We start from the raw sequence: 17,808 nt of genomic DNA, 5'->3' as shown, positions 1-17,808 counted from the left end.
GCGGCCGCCGATTCCAGCGCCAATGCACATGTCACACTTCGACCAGCAGCCCTTCTACACGCTGGAAGCCTCGCGGCAACTTGTTGCCACGCCGACCACGCTCACCCTTGTAATGCTCGAGATCCTCGGCCTTGAGCGACAGCGTGCGTTTGCCAGCCTGCAGCACCAATGTGGCACCCGCCGGCAGCACGGCGAGGTCGATCAAGTACTCCTCGCGGCTGGCAACCCGCTCGCCGGGGATGCCAATGATCTTGTTGCCCTTGCCCTTACCCAACTGGGGCAGATCGCGTACCGGGAACACCAGCAAGCGGCCCTCGGTGGTTACAGCAGCCAGCCAATCGTCATCACGACTGGCCAGTGGGCGTGGCGCAACGACCTTGGCACCTTTGGGCAACGACAGCAGAGCCTTGCCTGCCTTGTTCTTGGCTTGCAGATCCTCACCCTTGACCACGAAACCATAGCCGGCATCCGAGGCGATTACATAAAGCGCATCGTCGTCAGGCAGCATTACGCATTCGAAGCTCGCGCCCGGCGGCGGCGTCAGGCGGCCGGTGAGCGGCTCGCCCTGTCCACGTGCCGAGGGCAGCGAGTGCGCCGCGAGCGAATAGCTGCGGCCGGTTGAGTCGATAAACACTGCGTACTGGTTCGAGCGCCCGGCCGCGGCGGCCTTGAAGCCGTCTCCGGCTTTGTACGAGAGCCCACCGGCATCCACATCGTGGCCCTTGGCACAGCGGGCCCAGCCCTTCTCGGAGATCACCACGGTCACCGGCTCGGAAGGCAGCAGTTCATTTTCCGACAGCGCCCGCGCCTCGGCCCGCGCGACGATCGGCGAGCGACGGTCGTCGCCATAGGTTTCCGCGTCCTCGATCAGCTCCTTGCGCACCAGCTTCTTCAGCTTGGTCTCGCTACCCAGCAGTGCCAGCAGCTTCTCACGCTCCTTGGCCAGCTCATCCTGCTCGCCGCGTATCTTCATCTCCTCCAGCCGCGCCAGCTGCCGCAGTCGGGTATCGAGAATGTAGTCGGCCTGCAGCTCGGACAGTTCGAAGCGTGCCATCAGCACCGGCTTGGGCTGATCCTCGGTACGGATGATATGGATGACTTCATCAAGATTGAGGAAGGCCACCAGCAAGCCTTCCAGCAGGTGCAGGCGCCTCTCGACCTTGTCCAGGCGGAACTGCAGACGACGGCGTACCGTACCGATGCGATAGGTCAGCCATTCGCTGAGCAGGGTGCGCAGGTTCTTAACCTGTGGGCGACCATCAAGTCCGATGACGTTGGTGTTGACCCGGTAGCTGGACTCCAGATCGGTGGTGGCGAACAGGTGCTGCATCAGTCCATCCACATCGACCCGATTGGAGCGGGGAATGATGACGATGCGGCAGGGGTTCTCGTGATCGGACTCATCGCGCAGGTCAGCAACCATCGGCAGTTTCTTGGCCTGCATCTGCCCGGCGATCTGCTCAAGTACCTTCGACCCGGAAACCTGATGCGGCAGCGCGGTGACCACGACGTCGCCGTCTTCGACACGGTAGACGGCCCGCATGCGAACGGAACCTCGACCCGTCTCGTAGATTTTCAGCAGATCGGCCCGCGGCGTGATGATCTCCGCCTCGGTCGGAAAATCCGGACCAAGCACGTGCTCGCAGAGTTGCTCGACGCTAGCGCTCGGCTCGTCGAGCAGGCGCACGCAGGCAGCCGCCACTTCGCGCAGGTTGTGCGGTGGTACGTCGGTGGCCATGCCCACGGCGATACCGGTAGTGCCATTGAGCAAAAGGTTGGGCAGCCGTGCCGGCAGCGTCGCCGGCTCATCGAGGGTGCCATCGAAGTTCGGCACCCAATTCACCGTGCCCTGACCCAACTCGCTGAGCAGCACCTCCGAATAGCGCGACAACCGCGCCTCGGTGTAACGCATCGCGGCGAACGACTTCGGATCGTCTGGGGCGCCCCAGTTGCCTTGGCCGTCCACCAGCGTGTAACGGTAGCTGAACGGCTGCGCCATCAACACCATGGCTTCGTAACAGGCGCTGTCGCCATGGGGGTGGAACTTACCGAGCACGTCACCTACGGTACGTGCGGACTTCTTGTGCTTGGAATCGGCGTTCAGGCCGAGTTCGCTCATCGCGTAGATGATCCGCCGCTGCACTGGCTTCAAACCGTCGCCGATATGCGGCAATGCGCGATCCATGATCACGTACATGGAATAGTTGAGGTAGGCCTGCTCGGTGAAGTCGGCGAGGGAGCGTCGCTCCACGCCGTCCAGGCTCAGGTCGAGGGATTCGCTCATCAGCAGTTTTCTTCAGCAAAGGTTGGATGACTCACGACTTGTTGCTCGCCGAACTTGAGCAAATTGCCGTGGGCGTCGATGACGTAAAGCTCTTTCATACCCCAGGACCGCGAAACAGGGGCATCAAGGACCAAGCCACGCTGGCTGAACTCTTGATACAGCGCCTGACAGTCCCCGGTGCGTACATAGCAGGAGGTGTTTTGTGCGATATGCCGCTGCGCACAGAGCCAAAAATGCAGCTCTGCCCCGTCACGCACCACGATCAGGTAGTCAGAAGCCTGCAGCAGTACATGGAAGCCGAGATACCTCGTGTAGAAGTCACGGCTTTCATCGAGGTTCAGCGAAGCCAGCACCGGCACGGTGGCCTGTATAAGTGCGCTCATTGTGCTCGCCTCTCTGGTAGTTGCTGGCGCAGCACCAGGGTGCCAGCGCGCTGGGTGAACTCAAGTTGTTTCAGGGCACTCATACCGAGCAGTACCTGGTCGCCGCGAAAGCCGGGAGCGACGATAGCGCGCACATCACGCAGCCGAATGTCACCCAGTTCGAGGCTCGACAGTACGGTGCGGTAGCCGGTGGTCTGGCCGTTGGCGGTGTGCAACATCACCGCTGCACCACGTTGCAAGCCCAGGCGCTCGGCCAGTTCGGCCGGAATGGCGACATCGGTGGCGCCGGTGTCGAGCAGAAAGGTCACCGGCTGGCCATTGATACGCCCACTGGCGACAAAGTGCCCTTGGGCATTACCGGCCAGTTGCACTTCGATCTGCTCGCCCTGCACGTAGGAAAGCGGCTCGCGATTTGGATTGGCCCGACCCTCCTCCCAAGCCGCGAAGAATCGCGTAGCCAGGAATAACCCTGCCCCCCAAGCCAGCACCAGCATCACACGCCCGGCGCGACGCCCGGCAGTCTGGCTCACGGCCGCGCGCCCCAGCCGCCATTTGGAGCAGCAAAACGCCAGACGATCGGACGCTTCTCGCCATCGCCACGTGCCTTGCCGTTGTTGTCGACACCGATCCAGGCGCCTTCGGCATCGACCCACAACGCCTCAGCGTTGCCGTAGGGCTCACCGTAACGGCGCTCCTCGGTCAAGGCTTCGGCGGCAAACGACCAGCACCGCTCGACCGCGCCGGTGGCCGGGCTGCGGCGACAAATCTGGTAGGCCGATGGCTCCAGTACGAACAACTTGTCGCGAAAGAACGAGATGGCCGAAAAACTGCGCGGTACCGGCATCTCACCCAGCGCTTCCGGTGGCTGATGGTTACCACCTTGAGCCATCAATACGCAGCCGCCGGTGCATTGCCAGCTGCTCTGTTTGCGGTGCAATACCAGCAATCCACGGCGCTCTCGCTCGGCGGCCAACCACATGCGCTCGGCCTTCGGGTCGACCGCAATGCCTTCGAACAGTGCATTGAAGTGCCAGAGCATACCGCTGGCCCGCGCCTGGCGAACCAACGAATCGGGCAGGCGAAGCCATTCCGCGGTGCCTGCCGGGCTAACGCGCAGCACGGCCGCATGGGCCTCACTGACCACATAGCGATTGCCCATGCTGTCGCAGCTGAGCCCCTCGAAGTCCAGATGACCACCTCGCACATGGCCACTGAGCCAGGCCCGCATACGCATGCCCCAGGGCAGTCCGCTGTCTGGCGGAGGGCCTGCTTCGAAGCGCTCAGGCTCCGCTTGCCATGGCGAGACGCTGGTATCCAGGCGATAGAGAACGTCGTCCTCACGGTCCGATACAGCCCATAGTGCGTCGCCACACCAGGCCATCCCTGACAGGTTGCCGCCGGTCATGCCCTCAACCGGATACTCGCCGAGCAATTTGAGTTCGGGCGCCGGCTCGTTGGCCCACAGCGGCGCAGAAGCCAGGCACAGCAGTGCCAGCCAACGGCGGCTCAAACCAGCACCTCCGCCAGATTACCCTTCGACTCAAGCCAGCTCTTGCGGTCGCCAGCGCGCTTCTTTGCGAGCAGCATGTCCATGATTTCGCGAGTCCCCTCGAAGTCGTCCAGGGTCAGCTGCACCAAGCGGCGGGTGTTGGGGTCCATGGTGGTCTCGCGCAATTGCGGCGGGTTCATCTCGCCGAGCCCCTTGAATCGAGTGACCTGAGGCTTGCCGCGGCGCTTCTCGGCGACCAGACGATCGAGGATGCCGTCGCGCTCAGCCTCATCGAGCGCGTAAAAGATGTCCTTACCCAGATCGATTCGATACAGCGGCGGCATGGCAACATAGACATGTCCGGCTTCGACCAATGGACGGAAATGCTGGACGAACAAGGCGCACAGCAGCGTGGCGATGTGCAGACCATCGGAGTCGGCATCGGCGAGGATGCAGACCTTGCCGTAACGCAGCTGCCCCAGATCCGCCGCTCCCGGGTCGACGCCAATCGCTACGGCAATATCGTGGACCTCCTGGCTGGCGAGCACTTCACCGCAGTCGACTTCCCAGGTGTTCAGGATCTTTCCGCGCAGCGGCATGATCGCCTGGAATTCCTTGTCCCGCGCCTGCTTGGCCGAACCACCGGCCGAATCCCCTTCGACCAGGAAAAGCTCAGCGCGCATCGGGTCCTGCCCCGCGCAGTCGGCCAGTTTGCCGGGCAGGGCGGGGCCTTGAGTGATCTTCTTGCGCTCGACCTTCTTGCCGGCCTTGAGACGACGCCCGGCGTTGTTGATCGCCAGCTCGGCCAGCTGCATGCCCAGTTCGGGATGCCCATTGAGCCAAAGACTGAACGCATCCTTGACCACGCCGGAAACGAAAGCAGCGGCCTCGCGAGAAGACAGGCGCTCCTTGGTCTGGCCGGAGAATTGCGGCTCCTGCATCTTCATCGAGAGAACGAAAGAGATGCGCTCCCAGATATCCTCTGGAGCCAATTTCAGCCCACGCGGCAGCAGATTGCGGAACTCGCAGAACTCACGCATGGCATCCAGCAGCCCTTGACGCAGGCCGTTCACGTGGGTGCCGCCTTGGGCCGTGGGAATCAAGTTGACATAGCTTTCCTGGACGCTCTCGCCGCCCTCAGGCAGCCACAGCAGCGCCCAATCCACTGCCTCGGTGTTACCCGCCAGCGCGCCGACGAAGGGCTCATCGGGCAGGCGCAGGTAATCGCTGACCGAGTCGACCAGATAGGAACGCAGGCCATCCTCGTAATGCCACTCGACTTTCTCGCCGGTGCTCTTGTCCTCGAAGCTGACGTTAAGCCCGGGGCACAGGACCGCCTTGGCCTTGAGGACATGCTTGAGGCGGGTGATGGAAAATTTGGGAGAGTCGAAGTACTTCGGGTCAGCCCAGAAACGCACGCTCGTGCCGGTGTTTCGTTTGCCGACGCTACCGATGACTTCCAGATCGGTGGCCTTGAAGCCGTCGGCGAAGCTCATGCGGTACTCGCTGCCATCGCGCTTGACGGTCACTTCGACCCGCGTCGACAGGGCGTTGACCACAGAGATACCGACGCCGTGCAGACCGCCTGAAAACTGGTAGTTCTTGTTGGAGAACTTGCCGCCGGCATGGAGTTTGGTAAGGATCAGCTCAACGCCGGGCACCCCCTCTTCAGGGTGGATGTCCACCGGCATACCGCGGCCGTCGTCGATCACTTCTAGCGAGCTGTCTTGGTGCAGGATCACCTGGACCGCGCGAGCATGACCGGCAAGGGCTTCGTCGACACTGTTGTCGATGACTTCCTGGGCCAGATGGTTGGGCCGCGAGGTGTCGGTGTACATACCCGGGCGCTTGCGCACCGGGTCGAGGCCGGAAAGAACCTCGATGGCTTCTGCGGTATAAGACATCTGTCTGGCACTGTCCTTATGTTCTGAACAATCGACCCCTAAGAGCCGTGAAAAAACCAGCGCACCGGCCGGAATGAAGCGTGCAGATCAGCTTTAGCGAAGGCAAAAGAACGACTGCGCCGCACATGGCGAAGATCGCCGTTGCTACATCCTGCACATGATTCTGTCAGAGCTGCTCCAGGTACGCCTCCGGCTCCAAGCCGGCAAACGCCAAGAGCGCCGGCAAACGCTCAGCAAACCCTTGGAAGCCATGGTCGCCCCCAGCCTGAATGCGCAGTGCACAGCCACGGTAGAACTGCGCGGCGTCACGATAATCCAGCGTTTCGTCGCCCGTCTGCAGCCAAACCTGATAGCGCTCGGCATCCTGGGGTGGCGCGGTTTCCAGTTCCGCCAAAGCAGCCACGTGATCCACGGTGAGGTCCCAGACTTCGCCGCTGTACAGGTTGGTTTGTGGCCCGAGATAACCGTCGAAGCGACGGTGCGGCGCCACTGCCGGATTGATGAGCAAAGCCTTCAGGCCATGGCGCTCGGCGAGGTGCGTCGCATAGTAGCCGCCAAGGGAGCTGCCGACCAGCAGCGGTCGCCCGAGCTCGGCGATACAGGCTTCGAGCTGAGCGGTGGCCTGGCGTGGATGATGGTGCAATGCGGGCACCCGCAGCCGTTCGGCCAGGCCGAGCTTCTCCAGCGCACCGGACAGCTGGCTCGCCTTTTGTGAAAGAGGTGAGCTGTTGAGGCCGTGAATATAGAGAATGGCAGGCGGGTAACTGGACATGAATACAGTTCATTTAAAAGCGCAAGGCTACAAGGCACCCGCCGCCTTCTGCAAGCTGCCTGCCCTGGCAGTTACACCGGGCCAAGCAGCGGAGAGGCGAAAAAAAGATAGCCGGTTCGGCGGCCAACTAGGCCAGTGGATATAAGGGCGTTTACCCAATTACGACGACGTTCAATAACCTTTGACGCTGTAATCGATCTCGAACTCAATGCCGCTGACTCGAGAAACTTCGGTCTCTAACCTCCCATCCGGATACAGGCGTAACCAGCGGTACCCCGGCGCTGCGCTGTCGACCTGAAACTCTTCGCTCTGCGGGGTGAACTGCACCCCAGTCGACGGCGATGCAAGCAGGCGTACACCATTGCGCCATTGATCGAACTCCTGGTGAATATGCCCCCAGAGCAATGCGCGCACATTGCTGTGACGGTCCAGCACGTCGAATAGCGCATCGGAATTACGCAGCCCGATGGTGTCCATCCAGCGGCTGCCAATGGAAACAGGGTGGTGGTGCAGACAGATCAGATGATGGCGACCCGTCGCTTCGCTCAGCGCACGATCAAGTAGCTCTAGCTGATCACCGCGCAGCATGCCAAAAACCGAACCCGCCACCAGCGTATCGAGCATCACCACACGCCAGCCGCCAATGTCCAGAACCGGCTCCATCAGCGCGCTGCCATGGGCCGCCTCGCGCATCGCCGATAGTTCATCGTGGTTGCCAGGACACCAGCGCGCTGGAGCCTGGATACGCTCTACAGTGCGGCGAAAACGCTGGTAGGACGTAACCGAACCGTCCTGCGAAAGGTCACCGGTGGCCAGAATCAGGTCAATACGCGGCTGCTCGTCAATGGCCAGCTCGACCACCCGATCGAGGCTGTCACAGGTATTCATGCCCAGCAGGTTGTCGTCCGCTTCGGCGAACAGATGGCTATCGGTAAATTGCACCAGCATTACCGAATCTTCAACAGCAGTCAGGGACGCGCCAGGCAAGACCCTTCTCCTTGAGCTAAAACGCAACGGAATTATGGTAGGAGCCCATCAGGAGGGTAAACCGCAGGATGTGGGCGTGGGTCACAGAACCGTGCAGCGCACACCAAAGACGGCCAAGCGCCAGCCTGTTTGCAGAGTAGATGAAGCGGTTACACCACTGGCTCGAGCTCGTGCCCGCAGGCCAGGCAGTGGCCCAGCCACTCACCGAGGAAAAGGTTGAGCTGATTCTTCTCGTCCGGCTGATGCATTTGCGCATTGGGATAGTGATAGATGCCGCGGAAACGCCGCGCATTTTCAGCGCGAATTACCTCGGCCATGCGCGCATCGTGGTACACCCGCACTTCCATCTTGGGCACCGGCAGCCAGGTCAGGCAGTTCTCCTGGCTGACCTGCAAGGTCGTGGTGTAGGGGCAGGTCTCCAGCACTTCGAGCACCAGCACCCCGAGCAGCTGGTCGCCCTGGCTGATGGCGATGCGGCGCTCGTCGCAACCGTTGCGCATGCCGGGCAGCAGTCGCATCAGGCGAAAATAATTGGCCTCGCAGGCCGACTGCAGTTCGAGCAGGTCGACCCGGTATCGCTCGCGCGTCTTTCTCATGTCCATGCCCCCCGCACCTGCTCGCGATTCAAAGCCAGCCACTGCAGCGCAATGATGCTTGCCGCATTGTCGATACGACCGTCATTTACTGCACGGAGTGCCTCCTGGAGCGACCAGACGTGTACGCGTATGTCTTCGCCCTCCTCGGCCAGGCCGAAGACCCCCTGCGCGCCCTCGCTGTCGCAGCGACCGACATAAAGATGAACCCGCTCGTCGCTGCCGCCCGGAGACGGGAAGTACTGTGTAATCGGCAAAAGCTCGCCCAGCTCCAAACCCGCTTCTTCGATCGCCTCGCGTCGGGCAACCTCTTCGGGCGACTCGTCTTTGTCGATCAGGCCTGCCACCAGCTCAATCAACCAGGGATTCTCGACCTTGCCCACCGCACCCACCCGGAATTGCTCGATCACCACCACCTGATCGCGCTGCGGATCGTAAGGCAGCACGCAAACGGCATCGTGGCGTACGAACAGCTCGCGAGTCAGCTCCCTGCCCATGCTGCCGCTGAACTGGCGATGGCGCAGGTGGAGGCGTTCCAGCCGGTAGAAACCGCTGAAGCATTGCTCTCGTCGGAGGATCTCGACATCATCCGGGCCGGGCTTGAAGGTCTCGCTCATGGGGTACTACTCATATCGGTTTGATCCGCGCCGGACGCGGCGGCGAATGACTGCAACCGTCACGTCGTGAGCGGCATCATGGCCATCCTAACGCGGCATCGCCTCTGGCGCAGCCCTTTGCAGACCACCTTAGTCGAAGAAAGCTCCGTTGGCCGAACTGTACGAACTTCACGCCTGGTCGGTAATCGAAAGCGCACTGTCATGTCTGGACGAACCATGAATCCAACCGCATCCATCCGCAATCTCATCATGCTGAGCAGCCTTGCCGTGCTGCTGAGCGGCTGCCAGCACTTCGCGTCGGAACGCCCACTCGAGGTCCGCCAGAACGTTACGGAACAGCGACCTGCGGGTTGCAAAGAGGAAAGCTGCCCGCTGGTAAACATCGACTCCCTGGAATTTGCCGACGAACCGGAACTGAATCGCCTGATCGATGCGCGTCTGCGGCGGATGACCATCAATGGTCCGGATGATCGACTACCTGAATCGCTACGGAGTTATGAGGAGCAGTTCCTGAGCACGGCTGAGCCGACCTGGAGCAGCTACCTGCAGGCCAAACTACGTGAACAACACGGCGATATTCTGGTTATCGAGCTGTCCAGCTATCTCTACGTAGGTGGAGCCCATGGAATGCCTGGCCGTGGATTCATCAACTACGACCGGGAGCGGAACAAGGAACTGCGCCTGGAAGATCTGCTGATCCCAGGGCAAGAGGGCAACTTCTGGCGCGCCGCACGCCAGACGCATCAGCGCTGGCTGGTGGAGAACGAGCACGATCAGGACGCCGAGTTCATCGACTTCTGGCCGTTCCAGCAGACCGCTCATGTCGCGCTGCTCAAGGACAGTGTGCTGCTCAAATACGATGTGTACAGCATCGCTCCGTATTCAAGCGGGCACCCCGAGCTGGTCATACCGCGTGAACAGCTCAAGGGCATTTTGAAACCGGAATATCTCTGATCAGGATGGCACGGGCCGGCTAAATCCACCGGCCCGCAACGTCTCGCTCAGGCCTCGTCAATCACACCTGTTTGTAGATCACTGACCCCTCGTCCTTGAAGCGTGAGGACTGCTCGGCGAAGCCGGCCTCAATTGCTTTTTGCTCGTCAGTCAGCCCGTTCTGCGCCGCGTATTCGCGCACTTCCTGGGTGATCTTCATCGAGCAGAACTTCGGCCCGCACATGGAGCAGAAATGCGCCACCTTGGCCGAATCCTTAGGCAGGGTTTCGTCGTGGTAGCTGCGGGCGGTGTCCGGGTCCAGGCCGAGGTTGAACTGGTCTTCCCAGCGGAACTCGAAGCGCGCCTTGGACAGGGCATTGTCGCGGATCTGTGCGCCCGGGTGGCCCTTGGCAAGGTCGGCGGCGTGCGCGGCGATCTTGTAGGTGATGATCCCGGTCTTGACGTCATCCTTGTTCGGCAGACCTAGGTGCTCCTTCGGCGTGACGTAGCAGAGCATGGCGCAACCGAACCAGCCAATCATGGCCGCGCCGATGCCGCTGGTGATGTGGTCGTAGCCTGGGGCGATATCGGTAGTCAGCGGACCGAGGGTGTAGAACGGCGCCTCGTCGCAGCATTCCAGCTGCTTGTCCATGTTCTCCTTGATCAGCTGCATCGGTACGTGGCCGGGGCCTTCGATCATGCATTGCACATCGTGCTTCCAGGCGATCTTGGTCAGCTCGCCAAGCGTCTCCAGCTCGCCGAACTGCGCGGCGTCGTTGGCATCGGCAATCGAGCCCGGACGCAGGCCATCGCCCAGGGAGAAGGACACGTCATAGGCCTTCATGATTTCGCAGATGTCGTCGAAATGAGTGTAGAGGAAATTCTCTTTATGGTGCGCCAGGCACCACTTGGCCATGATCGAGCCGCCGCGGCTGACGATGCCGGTGACCCGCTTGGCGGTCAGCGGTACGTAACGCAGCAGCACGCCTGCATGGATGGTGAAGTAGTCCACGCCCTGCTCTGCCTGCTCGATCAGTGTGTCACGGAACAGCTCCCAGGTCAGGTCTTCAGCAACGCCATTGACCTTTTCCAGCGCCTGGTAGATCGGCACGGTGCCGATGGGTACCGGCGAGTTGCGGATGATCCACTCGCGGGTTTCGTGGATGTGCTTGCCGGTGGACAGGTCCATTACCGTATCCGAGCCCCAGCGAATGCCCCAGGTCAGCTTGGCGACCTCTTCCTCAATACTCGAGCCGAGGGCACTGTTGCCGATGTTGCCGTTGATCTTCACCAGGAAGTTGCGGCCGATGATCATCGGCTCGAGCTCGGTATGGTTGATGTTCGCCGGAATGATGGCGCGGCCACGGGCGATTTCTTCGCGCACGAACTCAGCCGTGATTTCTTTCGGGATCGAGGCACCAAAGCTCTGCCCACCGTGTTGTTCGGTGAGCAAACCGGCGGCACGGGCTTCCTGCAGTTTCATGTTCTCGCGGATGGCGACGAATTCCATTTCCGGCGTGATGATGCCCTGACGCGCGTAGTGCATCTGGCTGACATTCTTACCCGGCTTGGCGCGGCGCGGGTTGCGCACGTGTGCGAAGCGCATCTTGGTCAGCTCGGCGTCTGCCAGCCGCTGCTGGCCGAAATTCGAGGTCAGGCCGTCGAGCAGTTCGGTGTCGCCACGGTCATCGATCCAGGCGCTGCGCACATCGGCCAGGCCCTTGCGCACGTCGATCTGCACACTCGGATCGGTATAGGGACCGGAGGTATCGTAGACAACTACAGGCGCATTGATTTCACCACCGAAATCCGTAGGCGTTACATCAAGACTGATCTCACGCATCGGCACGCGGATATCAGGGCGTGAACCCTGCACATAGACTTTCTGCGAGCGCGGGAAGGGCTGGATCGACTGCTGGTCGACCTGGGCGGACTCACTCAGGTTTTGTTGTTCTACACGCATCAGGCTGGCTCCTAGAGAATTGTCGGAGCGAACCTGAAAACACGGATGGCAAGGGCATCGGGCGCGCCGGAACTGGCGCCGAGAGAGCTGGCCGAACGACTGGCGAGCACATCTTGTTCCCTACGCAGGCCTTAACCTGATCAGGTTCAACGGGATCCGGAACTTTCCGATCTCAGCCTTCGCTTCAAGGCACCCCGACAAGAACGCCATCGAGTCTAATCAAGAGCCGGTGCGAACGCCATGGCGACGGCGAAAGTAGTCGACCGTTCGGTCATTCACCCCGCCTGACATAGCCGCTACCGGCCTGCCCGCACATGCGCCTTGACCCCTTGTCAACTGCCGCTTAGCCTTGCTCCTCAGCTCTATTCAGGATGGACCCAACAATGCTGCGCAGACTCCCCCTGGCTCTCGCCGTGGCCACCATCACCGCCGGAGCGGCCTGGGCGCAGGAGACCGTCCCGCTCGCCAGCAAGACCGACCTGGTCAGCGTCTATCAGCAAGCCGTCAACAACAACGCCGACCTGGCTGCAGCCCGCGCGCAATTCCGTGCTCGCCAGGAGATCGTGCCGCAGGCACGCGCTGGCCTATTACCCAATCTCAGCGCTGGCGCCGAGATGAGTGACACTGAAACCGACGTCGACACCAGCATGGGCTCCACCTCGCTGTCACGCAGTGGCACCGCCTATCAGGCAACGCTGAGCCAGCCGATCTTCCGTGCCGATCGCTGGTTCCAGCTCAAGGCCGCGGAAGCCGTGAGCGAGCAAGCCGCAATCGAATACTCCATTGCCGAGCAGGACCTGATCCTGCAGAGCGCCCAGGCCTACTTCGCCGTGCTACGCGCGCAGGACAATCTGGCCGCGGTAAAAGCCGAAGAAGCCGCATTCAAGCGCCAGCTCGATCAGGCCAACGAGCGCTTCGAGGTCGGCCTTTCCGACAAGACGGACGTGCTCGAGGCCCAGGCCGGATTCGATACCGCGCGGGCCAACCGCTCCATCGCGCAGCGCCAGGTTGACGACGCCTTCCAGGCTCTCTTCACCCTGACCAACCGCGAATACATCGCGCTGGAAGGCATCCGCCACACCCTGCCGGTGCTGGCCCCGATACCTAACGAAGCCAAGGCCTGGGTCGATACGGCGACGCGGCAGAACCTCAACCTGCTGGCAGTGAATTACGCGGTGACAGCGGCGGAAGAAACCCTGCGCCAGCGCCGCTCCGGCCATGCACCGACGCTCGATGCGGTGGCGTCCTATCGCAAGGGCGACAACGACTCGCTGGGTTTCAGCAATTCCCAGAGCATCCCGAGCGTCGACATGCCGCGCTATACCGGCGATGTCGAACAACGCAGCATTGGCCTGCAGCTGAACATCCCGCTCTACAGCGGCGGGCTGACCACCTCGCAGAGCCGCGAGGCGTATTACCAGCTCAGCCAGAGCGAGCAGCAGCGCGAAAGCCTGCGCCGCCAGGTGGTCGAATCCACACGCAATCTGCATCGGGCGGTGAATACCGATATCGAGCAGGTCGAAGCCCGCCGGCAGTCGATCATCTCCAACCAGAGCGCGCTCGAGGCTACTGAAATCGGCTATCAGGTCGGCACGCGTAACATCGTCGACGTGCTCGACACTCAGCGCCGGCTGTATGGCGCTGTGCGCGACTACAACAACGCCCGCTACGACTACATTCTCGACAACCTGCGTCTGAAACAGGCCGCCGGCACGCTGAACCCGGACGACCTGCAGCAGCTGGCGGCCTACCTGAAGCCCGATTACAACCCGGACACCGACTTCTTGCCGCCGGATCTGCCGCAGACCATCGGTCAGCCGGTGCGAATTGACTATTGATCAGAAAGCCGCTGTGTTTGATTGACCCGCAGATTGGTGGGCTCAAGCCCACCAAGCTCGCCGCCAAGCAAAACGAAGTACCAGCGGTGGGAAGCTGCAACGCGGCCGGTCCGTAGGGTGGGCCTCCGCCCACCAAGCTCGCGCACCACGGACGGCGGCGGCAGTCGTGCAGGCTTTACCTTCCAGGCCTGACGCAACCGCTAGCCGAGCAATCGCCCCAAACCTGCCAGCAATCGCTCCAGCGCCCCTTGATTGGCCCTGAGCACGCCGAGGCCGGCATTGCGCATACGCTCTGCCACATCCGGGTCGCGCCAAAGCTCGCTGACTGTCAGAGACAATTGCGCGGCATCATGCACTTCGCGCAGAGCACCGGCATCGCGCAGCTGCACCGATATCTCGAGAAAGTTGAACAGGTGCGGACCACTGAGCACCGGCTTGCCCAGCGCTGCGGGCTCAAGGAGGTTGTGCCCGCCATTGGGCACCAAACTACCGCCAACAAAGGCGATATCCGCCAGTGCGTAAAGAAACAGCAGCTCGCCCATGGTGTCGCCGACCAGCACCTGGGTGCCGGCGCCAACCGCCTCGCCCGTCGAGCGGCGCACGGCGGAAAACCCCTCCCTACCCGCCAGCTCGTACACCGAGGCAAAGCGCTCCGGGTGCCTGGGCACCAGGATCAGCAGCGCCTGCGGATGCTCGCTGAGCAGTTGGCGATGAGCAGCGAGAATGATCTCGTCCTCGCCAGCGTGAGTACTGGCGGCGATCCATAATGGCCGCTCCAGTGCCGCCCATTGGCCGCGCAATTCCTTCGCCCGCGCCAGCAGCGCCGGGTCGATGGTCAGATCGAACTTGATCGAGCCGGTCACGTCGACGCACTCGCGGCGCGCACCGAGCTGGCGGAAACGCTCGGCTTCAGCCTCTGTCTGCACGGCAATCAGGCTCAGCTCGGCCAGCATCGGCGCGGTCAGGCGGGCGAAGCGCGCGTAGCCGCGGGCCGAGCGCTCGGACAAGCGCGCATTGGCCAGCGCTACCGGAATGCCGCGGCGTGCACACTGATGGATATGGTTGGGCCAGAGTTCGGTTTCCATCACCACCGCCAGCTTCGGCCGCACGCGGTCAAGAAACCGCGCAGCCGCCCAGGGCAGATCATAGGGCAGATAGCAGTGCTGCACGCTGTCACCGAACAGCGCCTGAATCCGCTCCGAGCCGGTCGGTGTCATGCAAGTGACGGTAATCGGCAGCTGCGGATAGCGCGCCATAAGCTGGCGGATCATCGGCGCCGCGGCGATGCTCTCGCCGACCGACACCGAATGTACCCAGATACCGCCCGGGCGAAGCGGCGGAAGGCCGAAGGCGAAACGCTCGCCGATACGCCGCGAATAGGCCGGCGCTTGCCTGGCGCGCCAGAGCAGACGCAGAAATACCAGCGGTAGGCCAAGATGGAACAGAAGGGTGTAGAGGGTGCGATTCATGGGCGCGGAGCTTAGCAAGCCGCCTGCCGGCGAGCCACAACCACCGCAGTGACTAGCTAGTTGGCGAGGACGCGACCGAACGAAGTTCACCTTCTCCAGCCCACGATCAGGATTTCCCATGTCCGGTTACGTTTACCTGGCCATCGCCATCTGCGCCGAAGTGGTCGCCACCATCTCGATGAAAGCCCAGACCGGCTTCAGCCGCCCTCTGCCCCTGCTATAGCCTGTCGTTCTGGATGCTGGCGCTGGTGGTGAAGACGATTCCGGTGGGGATCGCCTACGCCATCCGGGCGGGCCCGGGCATCGTACTGGTCAGCATCGCTGCGGCGATGATCTATCGCCAGCACCTGGACCTGGACCTGGACCTGGACCTGCCGGCGATGCTCGGCATGACCCAGATCATCGCCGGTGTGGCGGTCATTCAGCTGCTCTTCGGCAGCACCGGCCACTGAACGCCCTGCGAACTGCATGCAGTTATACTGCGCATCCGTTTCCTTATCCGAGGTCTGCACATGCCTGAATCCCTCAGCACCGACGTCCTGATCGTTGGCGGCGGCGTCGCCGGCCTCTGGCTCAACGCGCGCCTGCGCAGACAAGGTTTTGCCACGTTGCTGGTGGACAAGGGAACGCTGGGTGGCGGGCAGAGCGTGAAGTCCCAGGGCATCATTCATGGCGGCACCAAGTACGCCTTGAGCGGCGCCCTCACCGGCGCATCCGAAGCCATCGCCGACATGCCGCGGCGCTGGCGCGAGGCTCTCGAAGGCAACGGCGAACTGGATCTCAGCGGCGTGCGCCTGCTCTCCGATGCTCATTACCTCTGGTCGCCCGGCACCCTGGCCGGCAACCTCACCAGCTTCTTCGCCAGCAAGGCGGTGCGCTCGCGGGTTGGTCAGGTCAAGGGCGACGAACTGCCACCCGCGCTGCAACATCCTAAATTCAAAGGAAAGGTCTACCGCCTCAGCGAACTGGTGCTCGATGTGCCCAGCCTGATCGCCCGTTTGGCCGAGCTGGCCGGTAACAGCCTGCTCGCCGGCCAGCAGGTCGAACCGCTACTCGATGGCAACGAGCTGGTCGGCCTGCGCGTCGACAGCCGCGAGATCCGCGCTCAGCGCATCGTCTTCAGCGCCGGCGGCGGAACGGCAGAGCTGCTCGCTTCGCTCGGCCTGCAACAGCCGGCCATGCAGCGCCGCCCGCTGCACATGGTCATCGTCAAGGCGCCGACGCTCAAGCCGCTCTACGCCCACTGCCTGGGCGGAGGCACCAAACCGCGCATCACCGTGACCAGCCATCCGGCGGCAGACGGCGAGTGGGTCTGGTATCTCGGCGGCGATCTCGCCGAAGCCGACGGCGTGGCACGCGACGAATCCCGCCAGATCGCCGCGGCGAAGAAGGAGCTGGCCGAGCTGGTGCCCTGGATCGACCTGTCCGCAGCGCACTGGGCGACGCTGCGCATCGACCGCGCCGAGCCTGCGCAATCGGCCCTCGCCCGTCCGGACAATGCCTTTCTCGCCGAGCAGGGCCGCCTGCTGGTCGGCTGGCCGACCAAGCTGGCGCTATCGCCGGACTTTTCCGACCGAGTCGAAGCCGCCCTCGCCCGCGACGGCATTCGTCCCGGCCAGCATCCCGCGCTACCGGAACTGCCGCGACCACCGTTGACCGGGCCGTTCTGGGAAGGACTGCTGCCATGAACGCAACGCTGCATGAGTTGCACCGTCCGCTGGGCAGCACCGGCCTGAATATCTCGCCGCTGGGTCTGGGAACGGTGAAGCTCGGACGTGACCAGGGCGTGAAATATCCCAGCGGCTTCGCCATTCCCGACGATGCTCAGGCTCGCCAGCTGCTGGCTCTGGCCCGCGATCTGGGCATCAACCTGATCGATACCGCCCCGGCCTACGGCGTCAGCGAAGAGCGGCTGGGCCCTCTGCTGGCCGGCCAGCGCGATGAGTGGGTGATCGTCAGCAAGGTCGGCGAGCAGTTCGAGAACGGCCAGTCGCGCTTCGACTTTTCCGCCGCGCATACGCGCTTTTCGGTCGAACGCAGCCTCAAGCGCCTGCGTACCGACCGCATCGAGCTGGTGCTGGTGCATTCCGATGGCAACGATCTGGACATCCTGCAGCACGCCGAGGTCTACCAGGCCCTTGCCGAGCTCAAGCGCGAGGGCAAGATTCTCGGCTACGGCCTTTCCGGCAAGACTGTGGATGGCGGGCTGCTGGCGCTGCAGCAGGGCGACTGCGCAATGGTCACCTACAACCTCAACGAGCAGGCCGAGCGACCGGTGCTCGACTACGCTGCAGCCCACGGTAAGGGCATTCTGATAAAGAAGGCCCTGGCCAGCGGCCACGCCTGCCTCAAGCCAGGTGAAGACCCGGTGCGCCGCAGCTTCGAGTTGCTGTTCAGCCACCCTGGGGTCAGTGGCGCGATCATCGGCACTATCAATCTGCAGCATTTGACGGCTAACGTACGGACTGCTGCTGCCGTTCTGACCGGCAACTGAAACGGTCCTGGCGGCAACGTTCATCCGCTGCGCGGGAGCTTATTACGCTGATACCGCGCGGTTACTGTCTTCGCCGCAAGGA

At 62.5% G+C, this 17,808-nt stretch carries 15 protein-coding genes, 1 pseudogene and 1 riboswitch; of the genes and pseudogenes, 5 read left to right on the top strand and 11 right to left on the bottom strand.

Features of this window, described 5'->3' with window-relative positions; genetic code table 11:
- Positions 1-31: 31 nt before the first annotated feature.
- The 9 genes from parC to CXK91_RS10655 all read right to left on the bottom strand — a co-directional run bounded on the left by parC (position 32) and on the right by CXK91_RS10655 (position 9,029).
- Positions 32-2,284, bottom strand: a complete 2,253-nt coding sequence (gene parC / locus CXK91_RS10695; protein ID WP_103456118.1) for a DNA topoisomerase IV subunit A — start codon at positions 2,282-2,284, stop codon at positions 32-34.
- Positions 2,284-2,667, bottom strand: coding sequence for a bleomycin resistance protein (locus tag CXK91_RS10690; protein ID WP_103456117.1), 384 nt, complete (start codon positions 2,665-2,667; stop codon positions 2,284-2,286). The genes parC and CXK91_RS10690 overlap by 1 nt, the downstream gene beginning before the upstream one ends.
- The gene (locus tag CXK91_RS10685) at positions 2,664-3,197 is read right to left on the bottom strand and encodes a retropepsin-like aspartic protease family protein (protein WP_103456116.1); all 534 of its coding nucleotides are present in this window, start codon (positions 3,195-3,197) and stop codon (positions 2,664-2,666) included. Before CXK91_RS10685 ends, CXK91_RS10690 begins: the two co-directional genes overlap by 4 nt.
- Entirely contained in the window at positions 3,194-4,177 is a 984-nt protein-coding gene (locus tag CXK91_RS10680; protein WP_103456115.1) for an esterase-like activity of phytase family protein, read from the bottom strand. Before CXK91_RS10680 ends, CXK91_RS10685 begins: the two co-directional genes overlap by 4 nt.
- Positions 4,174-6,060: a DNA topoisomerase IV subunit B gene (gene parE, locus CXK91_RS10675; RefSeq protein WP_103456114.1), complete on the bottom strand. Its 1,887-nt coding sequence runs from the start codon at positions 6,058-6,060 to the stop codon at positions 4,174-4,176. Before parE ends, CXK91_RS10680 begins: the two co-directional genes overlap by 4 nt.
- Before the next feature lie 166 nt (positions 6,061-6,226).
- The gene (locus tag CXK91_RS10670) at positions 6,227-6,832 is read right to left on the bottom strand and encodes a YqiA/YcfP family alpha/beta fold hydrolase (RefSeq protein WP_103456113.1); all 606 of its coding nucleotides are present in this window, start codon (positions 6,830-6,832) and stop codon (positions 6,227-6,229) included.
- Between the two features lie 171 nt (positions 6,833-7,003).
- Complete coding sequence (cpdA, locus tag CXK91_RS10665; protein ID WP_103456112.1) at positions 7,004-7,819, bottom strand: 3',5'-cyclic-AMP phosphodiesterase; 816 nt, start codon at positions 7,817-7,819, stop codon at positions 7,004-7,006.
- A gap of 149 nt (positions 7,820-7,968) precedes the next feature.
- Positions 7,969-8,415: a DUF1249 domain-containing protein gene (locus CXK91_RS10660; protein ID WP_103456444.1), complete on the bottom strand. Its 447-nt coding sequence runs from the start codon at positions 8,413-8,415 to the stop codon at positions 7,969-7,971.
- The gene (locus CXK91_RS10655) at positions 8,412-9,029 is read right to left on the bottom strand and encodes an NUDIX domain-containing protein (RefSeq protein ID WP_103456111.1); all 618 of its coding nucleotides are present in this window, start codon (positions 9,027-9,029) and stop codon (positions 8,412-8,414) included. The genes CXK91_RS10660 and CXK91_RS10655 overlap by 4 nt, the downstream gene beginning before the upstream one ends.
- A gap of 216 nt (positions 9,030-9,245) precedes the next feature.
- Here CXK91_RS10655 and CXK91_RS10650 point away from each other — a divergent pair, with 216 nt between their 5' ends.
- On the top strand, positions 9,246-9,983 hold the full coding sequence (locus CXK91_RS10650) for an RsiV family protein (RefSeq protein ID WP_103456110.1): 738 nt from the start codon (positions 9,246-9,248) through the stop codon (positions 9,981-9,983).
- A 61-nt stretch (positions 9,984-10,044) separates the two neighbouring features.
- On the opposite strand, the gene thiC is transcribed toward CXK91_RS10650, so the two are convergent.
- Positions 10,045-11,925: a phosphomethylpyrimidine synthase ThiC gene (gene thiC / locus CXK91_RS10645; RefSeq protein WP_103456109.1), complete on the bottom strand. Its 1,881-nt coding sequence runs from the start codon at positions 11,923-11,925 to the stop codon at positions 10,045-10,047.
- 100 nt (positions 11,926-12,025) lie between these two features.
- Positions 12,026-12,132: riboswitch (TPP riboswitch) on the bottom strand.
- Positions 12,133-12,308: 176 nt separating this feature from the next.
- Between thiC and CXK91_RS10640 the strand changes: the two genes are divergently transcribed.
- Positions 12,309-13,763, top strand: a complete 1,455-nt coding sequence (locus CXK91_RS10640; protein ID WP_103456108.1) for a TolC family outer membrane protein — start codon at positions 12,309-12,311, stop codon at positions 13,761-13,763.
- A 200-nt stretch (positions 13,764-13,963) separates the two neighbouring features.
- Here the strand turns inward: CXK91_RS10640 and waaA are convergent, their stop codons facing one another.
- A complete protein-coding gene (gene waaA, locus CXK91_RS10635; RefSeq protein WP_103456107.1) occupies positions 13,964-15,232 on the bottom strand; it encodes a lipid IV(A) 3-deoxy-D-manno-octulosonic acid transferase in 1,269 nt (422 codons plus the stop codon).
- 118 nt (positions 15,233-15,350) lie between these two features.
- On the opposite strand from waaA, the pseudogene CXK91_RS10630 reads away from it, so the two are divergent.
- The 3 genes and pseudogenes from CXK91_RS10630 (at position 15,351) to CXK91_RS10620 (ending at position 17,726) form a co-directional block, all read left to right on the top strand.
- Positions 15,351-15,684 (top strand): annotated as a pseudogene (locus tag CXK91_RS10630) (SMR family transporter).
- Positions 15,685-15,744: 60 nt separating this feature from the next.
- Positions 15,745-16,920 carry an NAD(P)/FAD-dependent oxidoreductase gene (locus CXK91_RS10625; protein ID WP_102820751.1) on the top strand — a complete coding sequence of 392 codons (1,176 nt, stop codon included), beginning with the start codon at positions 15,745-15,747 and terminating at the stop codon, positions 16,918-16,920.
- Positions 16,917-17,726: an aldo/keto reductase gene (locus CXK91_RS10620; RefSeq protein WP_103456106.1), complete on the top strand. Its 810-nt coding sequence runs from the start codon at positions 16,917-16,919 to the stop codon at positions 17,724-17,726. The genes CXK91_RS10625 and CXK91_RS10620 overlap by 4 nt, the downstream gene beginning before the upstream one ends.
- Positions 17,727-17,808: the final 82 nt, after the last annotated feature.

It is taken from the genome of Stutzerimonas stutzeri, from assembly GCF_002909485.1.
GTDB classification, from domain to species: Bacteria; Pseudomonadota; Gammaproteobacteria; order Pseudomonadales; family Pseudomonadaceae; genus Stutzerimonas; species Stutzerimonas stutzeri_AH.
This window is presented reverse-complemented; position numbering and strand designations above follow the sequence as displayed.

Excerpts from the sequence above, each read along its gene's own strand:
- parC (WP_103456118.1), bottom strand. The coding sequence starts at position 2,284 with ATGAGCGAATCCCTCGACCTGAGCCTGGACGGCGTGGAGCGACGCTCC.
- CXK91_RS10690 (WP_103456117.1), bottom strand. The coding sequence starts at position 2,667 with ATGAGCGCACTTATACAGGCCACCGTGCCGGTGCTGGCTTCGCTGAAC.
- parE (WP_103456114.1), bottom strand. The coding sequence starts at position 6,060 with ATGTCTTATACCGCAGAAGCCATCGAGGTTCTTTCCGGCCTCGACCCG.
- CXK91_RS10670 (WP_103456113.1), bottom strand. The coding sequence starts at position 6,832 with ATGTCCAGTTACCCGCCTGCCATTCTCTATATTCACGGCCTCAACAGC.
- CXK91_RS10660 (WP_103456444.1), bottom strand. The coding sequence starts at position 8,415 with ATGAGAAAGACGCGCGAGCGATACCGGGTCGACCTGCTCGAACTGCAG.
- CXK91_RS10655 (WP_103456111.1), bottom strand. The coding sequence starts at position 9,029 with ATGAGCGAGACCTTCAAGCCCGGCCCGGATGATGTCGAGATCCTCCGA.
- CXK91_RS10650 (WP_103456110.1), top strand. The coding sequence starts at position 9,246 with ATGAATCCAACCGCATCCATCCGCAATCTCATCATGCTGAGCAGCCTT.
- thiC (WP_103456109.1), bottom strand. The coding sequence starts at position 11,925 with ATGCGTGTAGAACAACAAAACCTGAGTGAGTCCGCCCAGGTCGACCAG.
- CXK91_RS10640 (WP_103456108.1), top strand. The coding sequence starts at position 12,309 with ATGCTGCGCAGACTCCCCCTGGCTCTCGCCGTGGCCACCATCACCGCC.
- waaA (WP_103456107.1), bottom strand. The coding sequence starts at position 15,232 with ATGAATCGCACCCTCTACACCCTTCTGTTCCATCTTGGCCTACCGCTG.
- CXK91_RS10625 (WP_102820751.1), top strand. The coding sequence starts at position 15,745 with ATGCCTGAATCCCTCAGCACCGACGTCCTGATCGTTGGCGGCGGCGTC.
- CXK91_RS10620 (WP_103456106.1), top strand. The coding sequence starts at position 16,917 with ATGAACGCAACGCTGCATGAGTTGCACCGTCCGCTGGGCAGCACCGGC.